Source organism: Streptomyces sp. NPDC008125 (assembly GCF_042957125.1).
In the GTDB taxonomy this organism is placed as follows: Bacteria; Actinomycetota; Actinomycetes; order Streptomycetales; family Streptomycetaceae; genus Streptomyces.
This window is the reverse complement of record NZ_JBIBHR010000010.1, coordinates 1-21,555: the sequence shown is the minus strand read 5'-3', so window position 1 is coordinate 21,555 and position 21,555 is coordinate 1. Positions and strand designations below refer to the sequence as shown.

15 protein-coding genes, 1 tRNA gene and 1 pseudogene are annotated in these 21,555 nt (G+C 69.8%); 6 read left to right on the top strand and 11 right to left on the bottom strand.

The features are described from left to right. Nucleotides 1-14: 14 nt before the first annotated feature. Nucleotides 15-902, bottom strand: coding sequence for a hypothetical protein (locus ACFZAX_RS18280; RefSeq protein ID WP_390962635.1), 888 nt, complete (start codon nucleotides 900-902; stop codon nucleotides 15-17). 171 nt (nucleotides 903-1,073) lie between these two features. On the opposite strand from ACFZAX_RS18280, the gene ACFZAX_RS18275 reads away from it, so the two are divergent. The 4 genes from ACFZAX_RS18275 to ACFZAX_RS18260 all read left to right on the top strand — a co-directional run bounded on the left by ACFZAX_RS18275 (nucleotide 1,074) and on the right by ACFZAX_RS18260 (nucleotide 7,162). Next, nucleotides 1,074-1,421 (top strand): chorismate mutase, encoded by a 348-nt coding sequence (locus ACFZAX_RS18275; protein ID WP_390962634.1) that lies wholly within the window; start codon nucleotides 1,074-1,076, stop codon nucleotides 1,419-1,421. Between the two features lie 114 nt (nucleotides 1,422-1,535). Beyond that, entirely contained in the window at nucleotides 1,536-4,031 is a 2,496-nt protein-coding gene (gene pepN, locus ACFZAX_RS18270) for an aminopeptidase N (protein WP_390962633.1), read from the top strand. Nucleotides 4,032-4,313: 282 nt separating this feature from the next. Then, nucleotides 4,314-5,756 carry an aminotransferase class V-fold PLP-dependent enzyme gene (locus ACFZAX_RS18265; RefSeq protein WP_390962631.1) on the top strand — a complete coding sequence of 481 codons (1,443 nt, stop codon included), beginning with the start codon at nucleotides 4,314-4,316 and terminating at the stop codon, nucleotides 5,754-5,756. After that, nucleotides 5,753-7,162, top strand: a complete 1,410-nt coding sequence (locus tag ACFZAX_RS18260; protein ID WP_390962630.1) for a SidA/IucD/PvdA family monooxygenase — start codon at nucleotides 5,753-5,755, stop codon at nucleotides 7,160-7,162. The genes ACFZAX_RS18265 and ACFZAX_RS18260 overlap by 4 nt, the downstream gene beginning before the upstream one ends. A 236-nt stretch (nucleotides 7,163-7,398) precedes the next feature. Here ACFZAX_RS18260 and ACFZAX_RS18255 read toward each other — a convergent pair whose 3' ends face one another. After that, nucleotides 7,399-8,835, bottom strand: coding sequence for a hydrolase (locus ACFZAX_RS18255; RefSeq protein WP_390962629.1), 1,437 nt, complete (start codon nucleotides 8,833-8,835; stop codon nucleotides 7,399-7,401). Between the two features lie 342 nt (nucleotides 8,836-9,177). Further along, the gene (locus ACFZAX_RS18250) at nucleotides 9,178-11,001 is read right to left on the bottom strand and encodes a 5'-nucleotidase C-terminal domain-containing protein (protein WP_390962628.1); all 1,824 of its coding nucleotides are present in this window, start codon (nucleotides 10,999-11,001) and stop codon (nucleotides 9,178-9,180) included. A gap of 391 nt (nucleotides 11,002-11,392) precedes the next feature. On the opposite strand from ACFZAX_RS18250, the gene pyk reads away from it, so the two are divergent. Then, a complete protein-coding gene (pyk, locus tag ACFZAX_RS18245) occupies nucleotides 11,393-12,829 on the top strand; it encodes a pyruvate kinase (protein WP_390962626.1) in 1,437 nt (478 codons plus the stop codon). Here pyk and ACFZAX_RS18240 read toward each other — a convergent pair. Next, nucleotides 12,744-13,513 (bottom strand): annotated as a pseudogene (locus ACFZAX_RS18240) (transcriptional regulator). The gene pyk and the pseudogene ACFZAX_RS18240 sit on opposite strands and share 86 nt — an antisense overlap. Before the next feature lie 111 nt (nucleotides 13,514-13,624). After that, nucleotides 13,625-13,699: transfer RNA gene (locus tag ACFZAX_RS18235), tRNA-Leu, on the bottom strand. Between the two features lie 100 nt (nucleotides 13,700-13,799). Between ACFZAX_RS18235 and ACFZAX_RS18230 the strand changes: the two genes are divergently transcribed. Continuing rightward, nucleotides 13,800-14,456, top strand: coding sequence for a response regulator (locus tag ACFZAX_RS18230; RefSeq protein ID WP_358759943.1), 657 nt, complete (start codon nucleotides 13,800-13,802; stop codon nucleotides 14,454-14,456). 97 nt (nucleotides 14,457-14,553) lie between these two features. Here the strand turns inward: ACFZAX_RS18230 and ACFZAX_RS18225 are convergent, their stop codons facing one another. The 6 genes from ACFZAX_RS18225 to ACFZAX_RS18200 all read right to left on the bottom strand — a co-directional run bounded on the left by ACFZAX_RS18225 (nucleotide 14,554) and on the right by ACFZAX_RS18200 (nucleotide 21,389). Further along, a complete protein-coding gene (locus ACFZAX_RS18225) occupies nucleotides 14,554-15,270 on the bottom strand; it encodes an ATP-binding cassette domain-containing protein (RefSeq protein WP_390962625.1) in 717 nt (238 codons plus the stop codon). Continuing rightward, complete coding sequence (locus ACFZAX_RS18220; RefSeq protein WP_390962624.1) at nucleotides 15,267-16,226, bottom strand: ATP-binding cassette domain-containing protein; 960 nt, start codon at nucleotides 16,224-16,226, stop codon at nucleotides 15,267-15,269. The genes ACFZAX_RS18225 and ACFZAX_RS18220 overlap by 4 nt, the downstream gene beginning before the upstream one ends. 4 nt (nucleotides 16,227-16,230) lie before the next feature. Continuing rightward, nucleotides 16,231-18,036 carry a branched-chain amino acid ABC transporter permease gene (locus ACFZAX_RS18215; protein WP_390962622.1) on the bottom strand — a complete coding sequence of 602 codons (1,806 nt, stop codon included), beginning with the start codon at nucleotides 18,034-18,036 and terminating at the stop codon, nucleotides 16,231-16,233. Between the two features lie 5 nt (nucleotides 18,037-18,041). Continuing rightward, nucleotides 18,042-18,971, bottom strand: a complete 930-nt coding sequence (locus ACFZAX_RS18210; RefSeq protein WP_390962620.1) for a branched-chain amino acid ABC transporter permease — start codon at nucleotides 18,969-18,971, stop codon at nucleotides 18,042-18,044. Between the two features lie 111 nt (nucleotides 18,972-19,082). Further along, complete coding sequence (locus ACFZAX_RS18205; protein ID WP_390962996.1) at nucleotides 19,083-20,309, bottom strand: ABC transporter substrate-binding protein; 1,227 nt, start codon at nucleotides 20,307-20,309, stop codon at nucleotides 19,083-19,085. Between the two features lie 609 nt (nucleotides 20,310-20,918). Next, complete coding sequence (locus ACFZAX_RS18200) at nucleotides 20,919-21,389, bottom strand: hotdog fold thioesterase (RefSeq protein WP_390962619.1); 471 nt, start codon at nucleotides 21,387-21,389, stop codon at nucleotides 20,919-20,921. Between the last annotated feature and the right edge of the window lie 166 nt (nucleotides 21,390-21,555).

The window sequence follows — 21,555 nt, the reverse complement described above, 5'->3', positions numbered from 1 at the left end:
ACGCGCGCCCCGGCTCACGTGTCGCACGCCCACCGCGTCCCGCACACCACGCACCGCGCCCGGACCGGGCCGCGCACCGGCACCCGGAGCCGCTGATGGCAGGTCGGGCAGTCGAACAGCACCCGCCGCTCCGGACCGCCGCCCTCGAAGGCGTACGGAGCACCGGGTGCGGCCACCGCCCGGTGCCGGTCCCGGGCGTAGCGCATCCTGCTCATCCCGCCCGCCGCCCGCAGCGGCGGCACCCGCAGATCCCGCAGCGCCCTGGACCGGCCCTCGGTGTACGCCTGGTGAGCCCGCGGGCTGGTGAACCACGGCGAGGGGTCCTCACCGAACGCCAGCGACCTCTTCGCGAGCACGTACCCGAACTCCTCCGGCGTCAGATAACCGAGCTTCTGGCGGGTCGGCGCATCCTCGCGGAACGCGTCCAGCAACAGCCACCCCGCACCGAGGTACACCGCCACCGTGTCGGTCAGTATCTCGTTCTCCCGGGTGCCGGAGAACTCCAACCCCAGCCGATGCAACAACACATGGGTGACCTCATGCACCAACGCGGCACCCACGTCACGCCGGTTGGACCGGAAACGGTCGTTCAGCTCCACGAAGTACTCGGGGCCCGAGGTGAGTTCGACGGTCGCCGCATGCTCCATCCGACGGAAACCGACGATCATGCGGGCATCGGGCAGCCGCAGGTGCGCCACCGCGGCCCGGGCCACTCGCTGCGCACCGCCGTACAACTCCTCCGCGTCCCCGAACGCGACCTCGGCCGCCGGCAGGCTCCCCGCGAACGCACGCACCCCCTCGCCGCCCATCCGCCGGTACAGCGCGGTGATCGAATCCCTGACCGTGCCCAGATGCGGAAAGCCACGCACCACCGGCTCCCCGGGCCGACCGTTCTCCGCCACGTCCCACCCCCCGGAAGGCGGCCCCCGTCGCCGCTCGCCTTCCACCGTACGGCGCCGGGCGGTGTCCGGGCACGCCACGGCCGGTCCTCGCCGAGTGCGGTGCGCGGGCCCCGGACCCGTACCACCCACCGACGCCCACCCGCCGGTGCGCTACGTCTAAGCTCGTCGACCATGAACGACATCGATCCGTCCGTACGCGCCGAACTGAACCGGCTGCGCGAGAGCATCGACAACATCGACGCCGCCGTCGTCCACATGCTCGCCGAACGGTTCAAGTGCACCCAGCAAGTGGGACACCTGAAGGCCGCTCACCAGCTTCCGCCCGCCGACCCGGCGCGCGAGGCGCGGCAGATCGAGCGGCTCCGCCAGCTCGCAGGCAACGCCAAGCTCGACCCCGCCTTCGCGGAGAAGCTCCTCAACTTCATCGTCGCCGAGGTGATCCGCCACCACGAGCGGATCGCGGAGGAGACGACCGGCGGCGACCGGGCGACCGAGGGCGGCGCCCCGCCGGAGGCGTGACCCACCCGCGTGGACCCGGCGCCCCCCGGGTCGGGTCTACGGGCGGTCCGCCCGTGGACCCGCCCCGGGAGCACCCCGTCGCACGCCCTCGGAGCCGTACGGCAGCATGGAGAAATGTCCGTACTGACGCGCGACGAAGCGCAGACCCGAGCCCGCACCATCGATGTCCAGCGATACACGGTCGACCTCGACCTCACCACCGGCGACGAGACCTTCGGGTCCAACACCGCCATCCGGTTCACCGCACGCACCGCCGGCGACACGTTCATCGAAGTCAAGCCCGCAGAGCTGCACGCGCTCAGCCTCGACGGACACCCCCTCGACCCGGCCCTCCTCGCCGACGACCGCTACCCCCTCACCGGACTGACGGCCGGCCCCCACGAGCTCCGCGTCGACGCCACCATGCGCTATTCGCACACCGGCGAGGGCATGCACCGCTTCACCGACCCCACCGACGGCGAGAGCTACGTCTACACCCAGCTCTTCCTCGACGACGTGCAGCGCGTCTTCCCCGCCTTCGACCAGCCCGACCTCAAGTCCGTCTTCGCGATCACCGTCACCGCTCCCGACGGCTGGAACGTCCTCGGCAACGGCATCTCCACCCCCACCGGCCACGGCCGCTGGACCATCGCCCCCACCCCCCTCATCTCCACCTACCTCGTCGCCGTCGCCGCGGGCCCCTGGCACTCCGTGACCACCGAGCACGCCGGCATCCCCTTCGGCATCCACTGCCGCCGCTCCCTCGCCCCCTATCTCGACGCCGACGCCGACGAGATCCTCGACACCACCCGCGCCTGCTTCGACCGCTACCACGAGAAGTTCGACGAGCCCTACCCGTTCGACTCCTACGACCAGGCTTTCGTCCCCGAGTTCAACGCCGGCGCCATGGAGAACCCCGGACTCGTCACCTTCCGCGACGAGTTCGTCTACCGCTCCGCCGTCACCGACACCGAACGCCAGACCCGCGCCATGGTCATCTCCCACGAGATGGCCCACATGTGGTTCGGCGACCTCGTCACCCTCAGCTGGTGGGACGACATCTGGCTCAACGAGTCCTTCGCCGAGTACATGGGCTACCAGACCATCGCCGAAGCCACCCGCTTCACCGACACCTGGGTCGACTTCGGTGTCGCCCGCAAGGGCTGGGGATACGACGCCGACCAGCGCCCCTCCACCCACCCCGTCGCCCCCGACCCCGCCGCCGTACCCGACACCGCTTCCGCGCTCGTCAACTTCGACGGCATCTCCTACGCCAAGGGCGCCTCCGCGCTCCGCCAACTCGTCACCTGGATCGGCGAGAAGGACTTCCTCGCCGGCATCAACGCCCACTTCGCCCGCCACAAGTTCGCCAACGCCGGCCTCGCCGACTTCATCGACAACCTCGCCTCCGCCACCGACCGCGACGTCCACGGCTGGGCCGACACCTGGCTGCGCACCACCGGCCCCGACACCCTCACCGCCCGCGTCGACGACCGCGGCAACGAGTGGACCCTCGCCGTCGACCACCTCGGCAGCCGCCCCCACCGCGTCGCCGTCGGCTTCTACGACCACGAACTCGGCACCGGCCCCGACCGCCTCGTCCTGCGCGACCGCCTCGAAGTCGACGTCCCCGGCACCGGCGAACCCCTCACCCTCCCCGGCCGGCGCCCCGTCCTCGTCGTCCCCAACGACCAGGACCTCACCTACGCCAAGGTCCGGCTCGACCCCGCATCCTGGACAGCCGTCGAGCACGGCCTCTCCGGCATCCCCGACCCCCTCACCCGCGCCGTCATCTGGAACACCGCCCGCGACATGGTCCGCGACGGCGACCTCCACCCCACCGCCCACCTCGCCCTCGCCCGCGCCCACCTCCCGCACGAGACCGACCTCGCCCTCGTCCAGGGCGTCCTCGGCTTCGCCGCCCTCCTCACCGACCGCTACCTCACCCCCGACGAGCGCCCCGCCGCCCTCGCCACCCTCACCGACCTCTGCCGCGACCTCGTCCGCCGCACCGAGGACGGCAGCAACCCCGGACTGCGCCTCGTCGCCGTACGCCACCTCATCGACGCCGCCACCCAGCCCGACGCCCTCCAGGCGTGGCTCGCCGACGGCACCGCACCCGGCGGCCCCGAACTCGACCCCGAACTGCGCTGGCGCGTCCTCACCCGCCTCGCCGTCCTCGGCGCCACCGACGAGACCGCCATCGCCGCCGAACTCGCCCAGGACCCCAGCGCCGCCGGCCAGGAAGGCGCCGCCCGCTGCCGCGCCGCCCTGCCCGACCCCGAGGCCAAGGCCGCCGCCTGGCAGTCCCTGTTCCACGACGACACCCTGTCCAACTACCTCTTCACCGCCACCGCCCAAGGCTTCTGGCAGCCCGGACAGAGCGGCCTCACCCGCGACTACGTCGCCCGCTACTACCCCGAGGCCGCCGCCCTCGCCGCCCGCCGGGGCCCCGCCATCGCCACCGCCGCGGGCCGCGCCGCCTTCCCCGCGTACGACGTGGACGCCGAGGCCCTCGCCCTCGGCCACCGCGCCCTCGACGACACGACCCTCACCCCCGCCCTCCGACGCAAGCTCGTCGACGAACTCGACGACCTGCGCCGCGCCCTGGCCGTACGCGACGCCCACTGACCTCCCGCACCACCCGCGCCCGGCCCCCCTCCATCCGAGGGGGGCCGGGCGCGGTCATGTCCGGATGTCTCGCTGAACCGTCGTGCGGGCGTGGGCAACCGGCGGAGAGGACGCTCGCCGCACTCACCCCCGCCGCCCCTCGGTGCGCACCGCGTCGGATCGAACTCCCTTACAGGGAAGGGTCATACGTACGCGTGCGCCGCGACACACGCCCATACCCCTTTAGGGTCGGCATCGTTGGACCGGGCGGCCCAACCGCAACCCGAACAAAGAGACGCCCGCATGTCCACCGCCACCACACCAACGAAGGGGCAGCCCACACCCATGTCCTCCACCCCACCCCTCGCCGGCGGCACCACGGGCCCCGACCACCTCCGCCCCCTCCTCGACACCGTCCTCGCCGCCCTCCACGAAGGCGCCACCCGCCGCGCCGGCCCCCTTCCCGCCGGCGGCCCCACCGCCACCACCGCCCGCACCCGCCACGCCATCGGCACACTCCTCCCCGACGAAGGCACCGGCGCCCACCACGCACTGCGCACCCTCGTCACCGCTCTCGCCGAAGGCGCGGCCGACCCCGCACACCCCCACTGCGCCGCCCACCTCCACACCCCGCCCCTCGCCCTCGCCGCAGCCGCCGACCTCGCCGCCTCCGCCCTCAACCCCTCCATGGACTCCTGGGACCAGGCACCCGCCGCCACCACCCTCGAAGCCGAGCTCACCGACACCCTCGCCCGCGAGATCTACCCCCACCACCCCCACCCCGACGCCGTCATCACCACCGGCGGCACCGAAGCCAACCAACTCGCCCTCCTCCTCGCCCGCGAACGCCACGGCCCCGTACAGACCATCCATGCCACCAACGCCCACCACAGCATCACCCGCGCCGCCTGGCTCCTCGGCCTCCCCGTACCCCACGTCGTCCCCGCCCCCACCGGCACCATGGACCTCACCGCCCTCCACCACGCCCTCACCACCACCCCCGGCCCCCACCTCGTCACCGCCACCGCCGGCACCACCGACACCGGCGCCATCGACCCCCTCACCGACATCGCCGACCTCTGCGACACCCACGGCGCCGAACTCCACATCGACGCCGCCTACGGCGGAACCCTCCTCCTCAGCCCCACCCACCGCGCCAAGGTCCACGGCCTCCACCGCGCCCACAGCGTCACCTTCGACCTCCACAAACTCGGCTGGCAGCCCGCCCCCGCCGGCATACTCGCCGTCCCCGACCACCACCACCTCTCACCCCTCCACCACCTCGCCCCCTACCTCAACGCGGACGACGACACCGAAGCCGGCATCCCCGACACCCTCGGCCGTTCCCTGCGCACCACCCGACGGCCCGACGCCCTCAAAATCGCCGTCACCCTCCAAGCCCTCGGCCGCGACGGACTCGCCGACCTCATCGACCGCACCCTCGCCGCCGCCCACCACCTCGCCGAGCTCATCGCCCGCACCCCCGGCCTCGAACTCCACGCACCCCCCACCATCAGCACCGTCCTCTTCCGCCCCACCGGCACCGACGACCGCACCGTCGCCACCCTCCGCCGCGCCCTCCTCGACCAAGGCCACGCCGTCCTCGGCCGCACCCACGCCGACGACCGGCTCTGGCTCAAAGCAACCCTCCTCAACCCCCGCACCACCCCCGCCGACCTCACCGCCCTCCTCGACCACGTCACCCGCCTCAGCGCCCACCTCACGGAAGGCTGCACCCACCGATGACCGACCGCACCACACCCGCCACCGGCCGGCCCCACGACCTCATCGGCATCGGCATCGGCCCCTTCAACCTCTCCCTCGCCGCCCTCGCCCACAACCTCCGCCACGCCCCACTGACAACCGCCTTCTACGACCAGCGCCCCGCATTCCACTGGCACCCCGGCCTCCTCATCGACGGCGCCACCCTCCAAGTCCCCTTCCTCGCCGACCTCGTCACCCTCGCCGACCCCACCAGCCCCTGGACCTTCCTCAACTACCTCCGCGCCCGCGACCGCCTCTACCCCTTCTACTTCGCCGAGCGCTTCCACATCCAACGCGCCGAATACGACGCCTACTGCCGCTGGGTCACCCACCAACTCCCCGGACTCCACTTCGGCCACCACGTCGACGCCATCCGCTGGGACCCCGAACACGCCCTGTTCGAAGTCGACTTCACCCAACTCGGCCCCCACGGACAGACCGAAGCCCCCGGCCGCGCCCACACCCGCCACCTCGCACTCGGCGTCGGCACCGCACCCCACGTCCCCGCCCCCCTCGAACCCCTCGCCGCATCCGACGACGCCCCCGTCATCCACTCCGGCGCCTACCTCGACCACCGCGAAGAACTCCTCAGTGCCGGACACGTCACCGTCATCGGCTCAGGACAGTCCGGCGCCGAGATCTTCCTCGACCTGCTGCGCGCCCGCCCCCACGGCCGCGAAGGACTCCACTGGCTCGCCCGCACACCCGCTTTCGCGCCGATGGAATACTCCAAACTCGGCCTCGAACACTTCACCCCCGACTACACCCGCTACTTCCACGAACTCCCCGAGCGGACCCGCGACGACCTCGTCACCCGGCAGTGGCAGCTCCACAAGGGCATCGACACCGACACCATCGCCGCCATCCACGACGAGCTCTACCGCCGCACCCTCCACGGCGGCTGGCCCGACGCCACCCTCACCCCCGGTGTCGCCGTACGCACCGCCGGACGCCTCGCCGACAAACGCGTCGAACTCCACCTCGAACACATCGAGCAGGGCACCCGCACCCGCCACACCACCGACGCCGTCGTCCTCGCCACCGGCTACCGCGAACGCCCCCTCGACACCCTCCTCGGCGCCCTCGCCCCCCACATCCGCCGCGACACCGCCGGCCGCCCCCGGGTCGACCTCCACCACCGCCTCGAACTCGACCCCGCCATCACCGGCAACATCTACGTCCAGAACGCCGAACGCCACACCCACGGCGTCGGCGCCCCCGACCTCGGACTCGCCGCCCACCGCAGCGCCACCATCCTCAACCACCTCACCGGCACCAACCCCTACCCGCTCCCCGACCGCACCGCCTTCACCACCTTCGGCCTCACCCCCCACCCCGCCGTCCCCCCGCAGAACCCACGCACCGCCTCACCGCGCCAGAACACCTGACCCACCCACCGGACACCACGCGAAAGGGCGGCCACCCCGGCCCGAGAGCCGGAGCGACCGCCCCGTACACCTGCGTACGAACAACACCGGGAACCGGCTGCCTCCTTCTCACGCCCGCCCGAAGCCGCCCGAGCGGGGCCGGGCCCGCCCCGGACGGAGCGCCGATCGCGCACGCCCCTCGGTGAGCTCCGGCAGGCACCCGCCACCGAGTCCCGCGCGGGGTGGCGGACGACGGGTCACACCGTGAGCCTCACCGCTTCGATCCACACGTCGTTCTCCTGGGCGCCGGCGTAGGCGAAGTCGTAGTAGTCGTTGAGGCCTTCGTCGCACGCCTGGGCGCGCCAGCCGTCGTCGTGCACGTACGCGGTCTGGCAGACGACGCCCTTGCCGCCGTCGACCTGGATGTTGAACCCCCGTATGTACGGGGCGTCCTCCTTGGTGCTGCCGACGTAGTTGTCGTCGCCGTCGACGGCGTTCGTCCAGGCGTGGGGGTAGTACTGATCAGTCCCCGTGGGGTTGTGGACGTTGGCGCCGCCGGCCGTGCCATTGCTCTTGGACACCGCGGTGTTGACGGACGTGATCTGTTCCCCCGCACCCCCGGTGCCCGCCGTGTCGCCGTCGCACACGGCGTCGGACCAGCCGTGCTCCCTCGTGTAGACGCGGTAGCAGATGTGTGGTTGACCCGGTTCCTCCGCGGCCTTCTGCCGGACCGCGGTCGCGGCGGTCCGCTCCTGGGGTTCAGTCTTCTTCTCCTCGGAACCACTGCTTCCGGCCCCACCCCCGTCGTCGTCCGCCTCCCGCGTCGTGGCGGCGGCCGGGGGAGTCGTCGCCGGGACGGAGGCGGCCTTCGGCGCCTCGGGGGCCGGCGAGGGAAGGGGCGGCTGCGGCAACGTGGTGACGGGGGCCTCCTGGAGCTTTTCGGTGGCCGTACTGGCGACGCGGGGCGGATGGGCGAGCCACACCATCACGAACGCGATCACCAGAGCGAGGAGAAGACTCATGAAAGCCGCCAACCAGCGCGGCAGGACACTCCTCTGCACGTAAGTGCCCGCCACGTCCAGCGGGGTGGCACCCGACCGCCGCACCGCCAAGGTGTACGGCCGGTCCTCCTTGGATCCGAACCACTTGATCTGCCGCGGCTTCAGCGTCGCCTTCAGGAACGCCGCGCGCCCCGGCTCGATCTGCACATTGCCCGGACGGATGTCGTACGACAGCTGATCACCGTTGTCGCTGCCGCGCACCGACGCCGTCAGCTTGGTGTTGCCCAGGTTGTCCACGGCCAGCCGCGGCCGCCCGCGGAAACGGCCCTTCACCGTCGGCGGCACCAGCTCCGCCCGTACCTCCGTGAACGGGGTGACGGTGAGGTTCCCCTCCGGAACCGTGGTGGCCTGCGGATGCTCCGTCGGCGTGACCTTCACCGCGTACGGATGAGGACCGGCCGCGGCGTCCGGCGTGCGCGGCGGGGAGAACGTCAGCTCGACCGTCCCCGTCGTCCCCGGGAACAACCGCAGTGACCGCGGCTCCACGAGAGCCCAGGGAGCAAGCGAGCCCACCACGTCAAAACGATACTCGTCCACCACGTCACCGGTGTTGCGCAGACGCAGCCGCACGGTCGTACTGTCACCCGGGTCCACGGTCGCGGAGGCGGGTTCGAGGGAGGTCCAGAGGTTCACCCACGGACGTTAAGCGCGACACCGGTACCGGGGCAGGAAGCCACGGGGCACGATGGGTGCCCGAAGGGGCGGAACCGGCTTCCCCCCGCACCCGACGGCGGCCGGTCACACCCCACGCCATGGGGCCCGGCCCACGGCAATGGCCTCGGCCGCGCCGAACCGCCGGGCAGGGAAAGGGACGTGAAGAGCGGACGCGGGACCCGCGCGACCACGTCCGACCGGACCGTGCGCTCGTCCGTCCACCACCCTCCGCGATCCGGCCGAGGCCAACGACCCCGAAGGCCGTCGAACCGGATCGCGGAGTACGACGTGAGTACCAGGGCGTGTAGGGAACAGGCCCTGCTAGAAGACCGGAACGCCGTCCCGCGTCAGACGCCAGCCGACCGTGGCGAACTCCGCCGGGTCGACCTCGCCCTTCGCCGTCACCCAGGCGATGATCGTGTTCCGGATCTCGTCCGAGTTCGCCCACACCTGCTGCGCGGCCGGAACGTGCGGGAAGTTGCCGCCACCGCTCGCCCGGTAGTTGTTCACCGCCAGCACGAACTTCGCGGCCGGGTCGATCGCCGCGCCCTCGAACGACAGCCCGACGATCCGCGAGCCCACCGGCTTGGCGATGTCGATGTCGTACGTCACGCCCGACAGCGCGTCGTAGTTGTAGTCCGGCGTGCCGCCCGCGTTCGTCAGCTTCGACGTGTCCACCGCGGCACCCGCCGCCGTCTGCACGTAGTACCGGGCCGAGAACTCCAGGTAGTCCTTCACCTGGGCGCCCGTGATGACCCGCGCCTCCAGCGTGTTCTCGAACGGGTACAGACCCGCCGCGTCCTTGATCGTGACGTCGCCCGCCGGGATGGAGGCCGTACGCGAGAAGCACGACGCCTGCGACAGCACCGGCAGCGACGCGAACTCCCCGCTCGCCAGCGCCGCCTTCACCGTCTCCGCCTGGACCTGGTTGATCAGGTCGATGATCGGCTCGTCCTTCCACGGCGCCTCCACCGTGGACATCGCCGACACCGACGTGCCGATGACCTGGTTCACGTAGGCCACCACCTTCGCGTGCTCGTCCTTCAGGAGCCGCGTGATCTTCTTGTCCTCGGCGACCGTGTTGGAGTTCAGCACCTGCGCGCCGGCCTTCTCCACCGTCCAGCGGCCCTTCTCCCACACCAGGTCGAAGTCGAACAGCGTCAGACGCTGACCCCACTTCGCCGGCTCCGAGAGCACGACCTGCCTGCCCGTCTCCTTGTTCGTCACGAAGTACTCGGGAATCTCCGAGTGCGCGTGACCCACCAAAATCGCGTCGATCCCCGGCACCTGCTCCGCCACCAGACCGGCCGCGTTCTCCACGTACGGAATCTGGTCGCCGTACGACGACGTGCCCGACGTACCCGAGTGCGCCGAGACGATCACGACGTCCGCACCCATCGAGCGGAGCTTCGGCACCCAGTGGGCGGCCTGCTCCTCAAGACCCGGGAACACCATCTTCCCGCTCACGTTCGCCTTGTCCCAGATCGCGATGCCCGGGTTGGTCAGACCCAGCACCGCCACCCGTACGTCCTTGCCGTGCGGCGTCCGCACCCGCTTGATCACGTACGGGGCGAACGCCGGCTTCAGCGTCTTCGCGTCCAGCGCGTTCGCGCCGAGTAGCGGGAAGTCGCACTGCTCCTCGAACTTCCGCAGCACGGGAATGCCGTAATTGAACTCGTGATTTCCGAGCGCCGCCGCGTCATAACCGATCGCGTTCATCGCCTGTGCCATCGGGTGCACCGGACCGCGCTTCGCGGTGATCGGGTCGATCTTCGCGTAGTAGTACGAAAGCTGGGTGCCCTGGATCGTGTCACCGGCGTCGATCAGCAGCGTGTTGCCACGCCCCCGCTCCTCGCGGATCCGGTCCACCAGCGTCGAGATCTTCGCCAGGCCGACGTCGTTGTGCGCGGCGTCGTCGTACTCCTTGTCCGTGAAGTAGTCCCAGTTGAAGACATTGCCGTGCATGTCCGTCGTCCCCATGACGGTGAACGAGTACCGCTTCTCGTGGCCCTCGCCGTGCCCGCGATCCCGACCGTGGCCCGAAGGCGCGGCCTGGGCCTCTCCCGCGACAAGTCCGCCCGCCAGAGCGGCACCCGCACCCGCGGCTGCCGAACGGCCCAGAAACGTCCTGCGGTTCAACGGCATCTTTCTTGACTCCTCGTTCACTCGGAAGACGCGTGCGACCGGCACCCGGCCGGGTCGGTCCGCGTTCATGACGCGCGCAGATGACGCGCGTAGATTCTGACGCACCCTACGCATACAGAACACCCTGTTCACATTTCGATCTGGTGACCGTCTGCGCACGAACTCCTGTCCCTGACGGATCATCAGCTCGCTCATGGGTCCTCCGGGGCACCCCGAAGTCCCTCCGAAGAGCTGAAGACCGCCCCCGGAGCCGCTCTCCACGCATCGGAAAACGCTCATCGGAGCAGCCCGGCGCGCAATACAACACTTGTCAACATCCCTTAACCGAAAGGACGTTGGACAGTCATGCCGCGCCAATTGCCTACCCGTAGGTAAGGTCTAGGCTCGAACCATGCGCCGAGCGAAAATCGTCTGCACCCTGGGACCCGCGACCGACTCGTACGACCAGATCAAAGCCCTGGTCGAAGCGGGAATGGACGTGGCCCGCTTCAACCTCAGTCACGGCAGCTACGCCGAGCACGAACAGCGGTACCACCACGTCCGCAAAGCCTCCGAGGAGACCGGCCGCAGCGTCGGCGTCCTCGCCGACCTCCAAGGCCCGAAGATCCGCCTCGGACACTTCGGCGAAGGCCCCGTACTCCTCGAACGCGGAGACACCTTCACCATCACCGTGGAGCCCCTCGCCGACGGCGACAAGAACATCTGCGGCACCACCTACGACGGCCTCGCCGCCGACGTCACCCCCGGCGAGCGCATCCTCGTCGACGACGGCCGCGTCGCACTCCAGGTGACCGCCGTCGACGGCCCCCGCGTCCACACCACCGTCCTCGAAGGCGGCGTCGTCTCCGACCACAAGGGCCTCAACCTCCCCGGCGTCGCCGTCTCCGTCCCCGCCCTCTCCGAGAAGGACATCGACGACCTCCGCTGGGCCCTGCGCATCGGCGCCGACGTCATCGCCCTCTCCTTCGTACGCAGCGGAAAGGACATCGACGACGTCCACCGCATCATGACCGAGGAAGGCCGCCGCCTCCCCGTCATCGCCAAGGTCGAGAAACCCCAGGCCGTCGAGAACATCGACGACATCGTCGCCGCCTTCGACGGCATCATGGTCGCCCGCGGCGACCTCGGCGTCGAAATGCCCCTGGAACAGGTCCCCATCGTCCAGAAGCGCGCCGTCAAACTCGCCAAACGCAACGCCAAACCCGTCATCGTCGCCACCCAGATGCTCGACTCGATGATCGACAACTCCCGCCCCACCCGCGCGGAAGCGTCCGACGTCGCCAACGCGATCATCGACGGCACCGACGCGGTGATGCTCTCCGGCGAGACCAGCGTCGGCACATACCCCATCGAGACCGTGCGCACCATGTCCCGCATCGTCGAAGCCGCCGAGGAAGACATCCTCGACAAGGGACTGCCGCCCCTCACCGACCGGAACAAGCCCCGCACCCAGGGCGGCGCCGTCGCACGCGCCGCCGCCGAAATGGGCGACTTCCTCGGCGCGAAATTCCTCGTCGCCTTCACCCAGAGCGGCGACACCGCCAAACGTCTCTCCCGCTACCGCTCGCCCATCCCCCTCCTCGCCTTCACCCCCGACGCCGCCACCCACGCCCAGCTCAACCTCACCTGGGGCGTCGAGACCTTCCTCGGCCCGCACGTCGAATCCACCGACGCCATGGTCGCCCAGGTCGACGAGGAACTCCTGCGCATCGGCCGCTGCTCCAAGGGTGACGTCATCGTCATCACCGCCGGCTCCCCGCCCGGCGTCTCGGGCTCCACCAACCTGGTCCGCGTGCACCACGTGGGCGAGGACGACAGCCCGAAGTAGTCCGTACTCCGGCCGCAACGGTCGGAAGCCGGCCGCCTCGGTACTTCGGCCCGACGTGCGCGTCCATCAGGGCCACGGACGCACGTCGGGCGACGGAGACGTTGTACCGCCGCCCCGACCGCGTGCAGTGCTTCCACGGCAACCGTCCGAGTGGACCAGCCCGCGTACCAGCTTCCAGGGGTGCGCGGCGACGATCTCCCGCTGCCAGGGGGCGAGGGCGATGCGGCGCTCGTGCTTCTTGCCGGGGCCGTGCTGGGGGAAGAGGCAGGGCCAATGCTTGCTGTACGAGGTGACGTACGGGCAACCGGCGGCCCGGACCCGCATGACCTTGTTCGAGGGGCGGATCAGCCGCACCGCTTCGGCGCAGGCATCGACGAGGCCGGGCCAGGAGCCGGCGCATGCGATGCGCAGAGTATGCACGCGCCCATGTGCTGCCGCGCTGATGCGGCCGTCGCCCGGATGGAGGCCGAGCAGTCACGCGTACGTGGCGGCGGGCTCGACCGCGGTGGGGATGGCGGCGCACCGTGGGCACCGCTCCGCACGGGAGGCGTCGAGCGGATCGAGGCGGGTCTGCCAGGAGCGGATGGCGGCGCGGGAAATGCCGGTGAGCCGACTCGCGGAGCCGAGGCTGTGGCCCTCGGCGAGCAGTGTGAGGGCGTGTTTGCGGGTACCCACGTCGTCCATGGGGCCGAGCTTTGCGGGAAGGTGCGGGACGGGCGCGGGATTTTCAGCGGCCCGTACTCAGATCAAGTGAAGTTCCGCGAATCTGCGTGCACCTTCGAAACGAAGGAAAAGTACCCCGAGTCGGACTCGAACCGACACTGGATGGGTTTTGAATCCATTGTCTCTAACCAATTGGACTACCGGGGCTCGCAGAATCGAAGGTTAATGTCGACCCGCTGATGATCCACCATACCGTAGCTAGGTAGGCTCTTGGGAGCAGTACCCCTGTCCTTAACGAGGAGCCCCCGTGACCACGCCCGAGTCGCCCGAGCCCGCAGACGCCGTCGACGACGACAAGTCGCACGTTCCGCCGCTGACGACCCGCGTCGTCATCGCCGAGGACGAAGCGCTCATCCGCCTGGACCTCAAGGAAATGCTGGAGGAAGAGGGGTACGCGGTCGTCGGCGAGGCCGGAGACGGCCAGCAGGCCGTCGAGCTGGCCCGCGAGCACAAGCCCGACCTGGTCATCCTCGACGTCAAGATGCCGGTGCTCGACGGGATCTCCGCGGCCGAGAAGATCGCCGAGGAGTCCATCGCCCCGGTCCTCATGCTCACCGCGTTCTCCCAGCGCGACCTGGTGGAGCGGGCCCGCGACGCCGGGGCGATGGCTTACCTCGTGAAGCCGTTCAGCAAGAGCGACGTCGTCCCCGCGATCGAGATGGCGGTGTCCCGCTTCGCCGAGCTGCGGGCGCTGGAGAACGAGGTCGCGGACCTGGCGCAGCGGCTGGAGACGCGGAAGCTGGTCGACCGGGCGAAGAGCATCCTGCAGACCGACTACGGCCTCTCCGAGCCGGCCGCGTTCCGCTGGATCCAGAAGACCTCGATGGACCGGCGGCTGTCCATGCAGCAGCTGGCCGAGGCGCTGATCGCGGACGCGGAGGAGAAGAAGAAGGCCGCCGAGTAACGGCTCGCCCTTCCGTGACGCCGCAGGGCCCGCACTCCGATCGCTCGGGTGCGGGCCCTGCGGCGTACGTGCGCGTACGTGCGTGTACCGGCGCGGGTCAGTCCTCGCCCAGGTAGGCCTTGCGGACCGATTCGTCGTGCAGGAGGTCGGCTCCGGTGCCGGAGAGGACGATCCTGCCGATCTCCATGACGTGGCCCTGGTCCGCGAGGGAGAGGGCCGCCTGGGCGTTCTGCTCGACCAGGAGGATCGTCGTACCGGAGGCCCGGAGTTCGACGATGGTCTCCATGATCTTCTGCATCATGATCGGGGAGAGTCCCATGGAGGGCTCGTCGAGCATGAGGAGCTTGGGCCGGGACATCAGGGCGCGTCCCATGGCGAGCATCTGCTGCTCGCCGCCCGAGAGGGTTCCGGCGGACTGCTTGCGGCGTTCCCCGAGGATGGGGAAGAGGTCGTAGGCGCGCTGGACGTCCTGTTCGATGCCTGCCCTGTCGCTGCGCAGATAGGCGCCGAGGAGGAGGTTCTCCGCGATCGTCAGCCGGGGGAAGATGTGGCGTCCCTCGGGGGAGTGGGCGAGGCCGAGGGCGACGATCTTGTGGGCGGGGACGTCCTTGAGGGGTTTGCCGTCGAAGAGGATGCGCCCGCCGGCCGGTTTGAGGAGCCCGGAGAGGGTGCGCAGGGTCGTGGTCTTTCCGGCGCCGTTGGTGCCGATGAGGGTGACGACCTGGCCGGCTTCGACGCTGAAGGAGATGCCTTTGACGGCCTCGATCTTGCCGTAGGCGACGCGGAGGTCCTCGACTTCCAGGAGCGCGGTCATGAGGTTTCCTCCTCGGCGGTGGTGCTCTCCGCGGCTGCGCCCGCCGCGGTCGTGCTGTCGGCGGGCGTGCTGCCCGCGGCCGTGCCGTGGCCGGCTCCGGCTTCGGCGGCTTCGACCTCGGCGACCTCGTCGGCGCCGGGGGCTCCTTCGAAGGGGGTGCCGAGGTAGGCGGCGATGACGCGTTCGTCGCCCTGGACGACGCCGGGGGTGCCTTCGACGAGCTTCTCGCCCTGGACGAGGCAGGCGACGCGGTCGCAGAGGTTGAAGATGAAGCGCATGTCGTGCTCGATGACGAGTACGGCGATGCCCTGGTCACGAATGGCGAAGATGAGCTCTTCGGTGACGCGGGTCTCCTGCGGGTTCATGCCGGCGGTGGGCTCGTCGAGGAGGAGGAGTCCGGGGTCGCTGGCGAGAGCGCGCGCGATTTCCAGCTTGCGCTGCTCTCCGTAGGGGAGGTTGCGTGCGAGGTGGTCGGCCTTGTGCGCGAGGCCGATGAACTCCAGCAGTTCCATGGAGCGTTCGCGGCTGGCCTTCTCCGCGCGGGTGTGGCTGGGGAGGCGCAGCAGGGCGGACCAGAGTCCGTCGTCGGTGCGGGTGTGGCGGCCGACGAGGACGTTTTCCAGGACGGTCATGTTGGCGAAGAGCCGGATGTTCTGGAAGGTGCGGGCGATGCCTGCCTGGGTGACCAGGTGGGGCTTGGGCGGCAGGACGGTGCCCTTGTAGCTGACCCTGCCCTCGGTGGGGACGTAGAGACCGGTGAGGCAGTTGAAGAAGGTGGTCTTTCCGGCGCCGTTGGGGCCGATGAGGCCGACGATCTCGCCGCTGTCGACGGTGAGGGAGACGTCGCGTACGGCGGTGAGGCCGCCGAAGCGCATGGTCACGCCGGTGGCGTCGAGGACGGTGGCCCCGGTGGTGGGGGTCGCGGGTCCTTCGGTGGTGTTCGTGGTGGTGGTCATGGTGTCACGCCCCCGCCTTGGCGATGCCGGCGCCGGTGTCCTCGGGCTGCCGTGGTTCGGGTACGTCGGGCTGGTTGGTCAGGCCGTTCGCGTCGTCGGCGTCGGACTCGTGGAATTCGAGCTGCTTCCGGCGGTCGGCGATGAGGCCTTCGGGGCGGAAGCGCATCAGCAGGATGAGTGCGATGCCGAAGAGGAGGAGCTGGTAGTCCTGCATGAACTGGAGCTTGGCCGGGATGAGGTAGAGCAGTGCGGCGCCGACGAAGGGTCCGCTGAGGGTGCCCATGCCGCCGAGGATGACGGCGGCGAGCAGGAAGGCGGAGTTCGGGGGTACGGCGCCGGCGAACTGGTACTGCTCGGGCGTCACGGTGTAGTTGACGTGGGCCTGGACGGTCCCGGCGAGGCCGGCGAGGGTGGCGCCGAGGGCGAAGGCGAGGAGCTTGAGCCGGAAGGCGTTGATGCCCATGGCGGTGGCGGCGGTCTCGTCCTCGCGGATGGCGACCCAGGCGCGGCCGATGCGGGAGTCGCCGGAGCGGCGGAAGACGAGGACGACGACGGCGGTGACGAGGAGCATCAGCAGGAAGTAGTTGGCGGACCTGCTGAGGCTGAAGGGGCCGATGTCGTGGCTCTCCCCGAAGGCGAATCCGAAGATGTCGAGGTCGGGGATGGAGGGGATGCCCTGGGATCCGTTGGTGAGGTCGGGTCCGCTGTTGCCGTTGAGGTTGTTGACGGTGACGCGGAAGATCTCCCCGAAGCCGAGGGTGACGATGGCGAGGTAGTCGCCGCGCAGCCGCAGGGTGGGTGCGCCGATGAAGACGCCGAAGATCAGGGAGACCCCTGCTCCGGTGAGGGCCGCTGCCCAGAAGGGGAAGTGGATGCCGATCGCGGAGGCGGACGCGCCGGAGACGAGGGCGGAGGTGTAGGCGCCCACGCCGAGGAAGGCGACGTATCCGAGGTCGAGGAGGCCGGCGAGGCCGACGACGACGTTGAGGCCCAGGGCGACGGCCGCGAAGATGAGGATGTTCGTGCCGATGAGCGTGTATTCCCCGGTGGACTGCGTGAAGGGGAAGCAGAAGGCGGCGACGAGGGCGGCGGTGAGGGTGACGTTGCGGTGTTTGACCGTCAGCGCGGTGAGGCGGCCGATGAGGCCGGCGCGGTGCAGGGCGGTGAAACCGAAGCCGAAGCTGAGCAGTGAGCCGATGAAGAGTTCGGTGTACTCGGTGTCGATGATGAACGAGAAGAGGTAGAGGGCGACACCGAAGCTGGTGGCGATGATGAGGATTTCGGCCCAGGCGGGGAGTTCGCGGGCGCGGGCCGGGGCGGGGGCGGTCAGGCTGTTGCCGAGGACGGCGAGGCCGCTGGGGTGCTCGTCGGCGAGCGCTTGGTCGGCGGGGAGGCCGAAGGCGGCGAGCGTCGCGACGAGTGCGCCGGTGAGGCTGACCCAGGCGCCGGGTTCGAGGTTGACGACGCCGCCGAGGTCGACGGTGATGGCGCCGACGGCGTAGCCGGTGGTGGCGAGGACGGCGAGTGCCGCGTATCGCACGGAGGTGTTGGTGCCGCCGGGGGTGAGCCAGCGGAGCCCTCGGATGCCGTATCCGGAGAGGATCAGGAGGAGGGTGACGAGGGAGCCGACGAGGGTGAGGACCTGGAGGCCGCCGGGGTAGCCGGTGACGGTGAGGTCGCCGGGGAACTCGTCGGTCCAGGTCCAGGCGAGGAAGGTGCCCGCGAGGGCGACGGCCGTGCCGGCGGTGGTGAGGGCGCGGGCGGTCGCGGGGGGCAGGTTGAGGGGCGCGCGGGTGGTGTGTGTGGTCATCGCTGTCACGCCCGATCCGCGACGCGTTCGCCGAGCAGCCCCTGTGGCCGCAGCAGCAGGACGACGATGAGGAGCACGAAGGCCCATACGTCCTTCCAGGCGCCGCCGCCGAAGAGTTCCATGCCGGGGACGTCGCTCATGTAGCCGGTGGCGAGTGCCTCGGCGAGGCCGAGGACGACGCCGCCGAGCATGGCGCCGTAGATGTTGCCGATGCCGCCGAGGACGGCGGCGGTGAAGGCTTTGAGACCCATCAGGAAGCCCATTTTGAAGCCGATCTGGCCGTTCTTGAGCCCGTAGGCGACGGCGGCGACGGCGGCGAACGCGGCACCGATGGCGAAGGCCATGACGATGATGCGGTCGGTGTTGATGCCCATGAGCTTCGCGGTGTCGGGGTCCTGCGAGGTGGCCTGCATGCCGCGGCCGGCGCGGGTCTTGGAGACGAAGAGGCCGAGGGCGAGCATGCAGACGGGTGCGGCGACGAGGACGAAGAGGTCGCCGCGCTGGACGTGGGCGCCGAGGAGGTCGAAGGCGCTTCCCTTGAACTGGGGGAAGGAGCGGTCGGCCTTGGCGTCCGGGTACCACATCCAGACGGCCTGCTGGAGGGCGAGGGAGAGCCCGATCGCGGTGATGAGGGGGGCGAGGCGGGGTGCGTTGCGCAGAGGCCGGTAGGCGAAGCGTTCGGCGGCGACGCTGACGGCGACGGAGCAGATCACGCCGCCGACGATCATGAGGGGGACGACGGCGAGGAGGTTCCAACCGGAGGGCATCCAGAGGTACACGGTGAGCGCCCCGAAGCCTCCGATCATGAAGATTTCGCCGTGTGCGAAGTTGATGAGCTGGATGATTCCGTAGACCATCGTGTAGCCGATCGCGATGAGTCCGTACATCGCGCCGAGGATGAGTCCGTTGGCCAGCTGTTGCGGCAGTTCGTGCACCGCAGGGCCTCCGTTGGAGTGGTTCGGATATGGCAACGCGCGGGAGCGCTGGTGGCGCTCCCGCGCGGTCTGGTTGCCCGGGGGGGCGACCGAAGTGGGGCGTTCGCCGGACTACTTGGTGACGGCTTCGCTGAGCTTGGAGACCCACTTGCCGCCGTCGACCTGGTAGGCCGTCATCATGGTGTTGGTGGTGTCGCCGTACTGGTCGAAGGAGACGGGGCCGGTGACGCCGTCGAACTGGACCTTGGCCATGGCGGCGAGGACCTTCTCGCGGCTGTCGTCGGGGAGCTTGCCGTCGTTCTCGGCGGCCACGAGCTTGACGGCCTCGATGATGGCCCAGGTGGCGTCGTAGGTGCCGCCGCCGTACGCCTCGTAGGCGTCCTTGTAGCCGGCCGCCGCGTAGTCCGCGATGAACTTCTTGGCGGAGTCGAGCTCTTCGACGGGCTTGCCGACCGAGGTGGCGATGTCGCCCTGGGCCTTCTTGTTGAGGCTGATGAAGTCGGCGCTGTACATGCCGTCGCCGCCCATGAGCGGGATCTGGACGCTGTCCTTGAGCTGCTGGCTCAGGGGCGCGCCGGCGGGGTACTCACCGCCGTAGTAGACGGCCTTGGCGCCGGAGCTCTTCACCTTGGTGACGACGGAGTTGAAGTCGCGGTCGTCGGGGTTGACGTGGTCGCTGCCGACGATCTTTCCACCGAGGCCGGTGAAGGTCGTCTTGAAGGAGGCGGCGAGGCCGGCGCCGTACGTCTTCTGGTCGTCGATCAGGTAGACGTCCTTGATGCCCGCGTTCTTGAACAGGTAGTTCGCGGCGAAGGCGCCCTGGATGGCGTCGGTGGTGGCGGTGCGGAAGTACGTCTTGAACGGGCGCTTCTTGGCCGCGTCGCCGTCCTTCCAGTTGTCGCCCTGGGTCAGCTCGGTGCCGGTGTTGGCGGGCGAGACCTGGGTGAGGCTGGCGTCCTCGAAGGGCTTCTGCATCGACTGCGCGACGCTGGAGTTGAGGGGGCCGACGACGCCGACGAGGTCCTTGTTGCCGATGAACTTCTGGGCGTTCTGGCCGCCGACGGAGGGCTGGGCCTGGTCGTCGAGGGGCTGGAGCTCGAACGTGATGCCCGGGACCGTCTTCTCCTTGTTCGCCGTCTTGACGGCGAGGTCGGCGGAGTTCTTGATGCCGAGGCCGAGGGCGGAGAGGTCGCCGGTCAGGGGTGCGTCGAGGCCGATGACGACGGTCTGGTTCCCACCGCTGCCGCTCGCGCCGTCGCTGCTGCCCTTGTCGTCGCGCGACCCGCAGGCGGTGAGGGTGAGTGCTCCGGTGGTGAGCACTGCGGTGAGTATGAGCATGGAACGGTGTCGCACGAAAAGTCCTTTCCCTGGCGCGGCCTCCTCCGTTGAGGTGCCTGTGGTTCGCCAAGCCGTACGTGATGGGTACAGGGCGTGCTGCTGCCGCGCCCGGCGGCGCGGTGACTGGCGGTGACTCTAGGCGCAGGCAGTGGGATCGTGGACGGGTGTGGGCAAGGATGTGACTGTCTTGTTATGACTTGAGGAAAGCTTGAGGTGGTGCTGGACCTGGACCGGTCCGGCCCCCGGTGGATCCCTCTCGCATGGTGAGAACGCCCAGCTCTGCTAAGGGGCTTGGGGTGATCTTGGTACTGACGGGTGGTTCCGTGCCGGGTGGGTGGAGGAGGGGTCGGAGGGGTGCGGGGGAGGGGGTGCGGCCGTGGTCGCGTTCATTGCGCGCTTGTTACGCAGTGTTACGGCAGGGGTTTTACCCTCCCGTTGCCCTCGTGGGGTGGCGTGAAGTGGTGCATGGAAACCCGTGTCATGTCAGGTGAGTTGGCTGAAAGCCATGGTCAACTTCCGTTACGTGTAGTAGGCATGAAGATGCCCGGCCGGGTGGTTCGAAGGTCCGGCCGGGCAGTGGGGGGAGGGGGGTCGCCGGGGCGGGGAAGGTCAGCCCGCGGCCGGTGCCTCGCGCAGCAGGCAGGTGAGGCGGGCGGTGCAGACGCGCTTGTCGTGGTCGTCGGTGATGACGATCTCGTAGGTGGCGGTGGAACGTCCGCGGTGCACGGGAGTGGCGACGCCGGTCACCAGCCCGCTGCGGGCCCCTCGGTGGTGGGTGCAGTTGAGGTCGACGCCGACCGCGAGTTTCCCGGCGCCGCCGTGGAGCATCGAGCCGACGGAGCCGAGGGTCTCGGCGAGTACCGCGGACGCCCCGCCGTGCAGGAGGCCGTAGGGCTGGGTGTTGCCCTCGACCGGCATGGTGCCGACGACGCGGTCCGCCGACGCCTCGGTGATCCGCACGCCCATCCGTTCGCCGAGGTGCCCGGCGGAGAAGAGGGCGGGCAGGTCGATGCCGAGCGAGGCGTACTCGTCGATGACCTCCTGCGGGAACACGGGTGCGGATGCGTTCTGGTCGCCCATGGGTGCGGCTCCGTTCGTCCGGTTGGTGTCTTCGCTGTGCGCTCCGTTCTTACCAGAGACCACTGAGCGGACGCTTAGACGTCGTTTCTTATGGCGTGAGGGCTCGTTGGTCTGTGCATGACGGATCTGGTTGAGCGGTTGGTACCGGATGAGTTGTGGGTGTTGT

What these genes read in the sequence shown, in the direction of transcription:
- pepN (WP_390962633.1), top strand. Translation starts at nt 1,536, where the DNA reads ATGTCCGTACTGACGCGCGACGAAGCGCAGACCCGAGCCCGCACCATC.
- ACFZAX_RS18220 (WP_390962624.1), bottom strand. Translation starts at nt 16,226, where the DNA reads ATGACCACCACCACGAACACCACCGAAGGACCCGCGACCCCCACCACC.
- ACFZAX_RS18265 (WP_390962631.1), top strand. Translation starts at nt 4,314, where the DNA reads ATGTCCACCGCCACCACACCAACGAAGGGGCAGCCCACACCCATGTCC.
- ACFZAX_RS18200 (WP_390962619.1), bottom strand. Translation starts at nt 21,389, where the DNA reads ATGGGCGACCAGAACGCATCCGCACCCGTGTTCCCGCAGGAGGTCATC.
- ACFZAX_RS18275 (WP_390962634.1), top strand. Translation starts at nt 1,074, where the DNA reads ATGAACGACATCGATCCGTCCGTACGCGCCGAACTGAACCGGCTGCGC.
- pyk (WP_390962626.1), top strand. Translation starts at nt 11,393, where the DNA reads ATGCGCCGAGCGAAAATCGTCTGCACCCTGGGACCCGCGACCGACTCG.
- ACFZAX_RS18215 (WP_390962622.1), bottom strand. Translation starts at nt 18,036, where the DNA reads ATGACCACACACACCACCCGCGCGCCCCTCAACCTGCCCCCCGCGACC.
- ACFZAX_RS18250 (WP_390962628.1), bottom strand. Translation starts at nt 11,001, where the DNA reads ATGCCGTTGAACCGCAGGACGTTTCTGGGCCGTTCGGCAGCCGCGGGT.
- ACFZAX_RS18225 (WP_390962625.1), bottom strand. Translation starts at nt 15,270, where the DNA reads ATGACCGCGCTCCTGGAAGTCGAGGACCTCCGCGTCGCCTACGGCAAG.
- ACFZAX_RS18260 (WP_390962630.1), top strand. Translation starts at nt 5,753, where the DNA reads ATGACCGACCGCACCACACCCGCCACCGGCCGGCCCCACGACCTCATC.
- ACFZAX_RS18205 (WP_390962996.1), bottom strand. Translation starts at nt 20,309, where the DNA reads ATGCTCATACTCACCGCAGTGCTCACCACCGGAGCACTCACCCTCACC.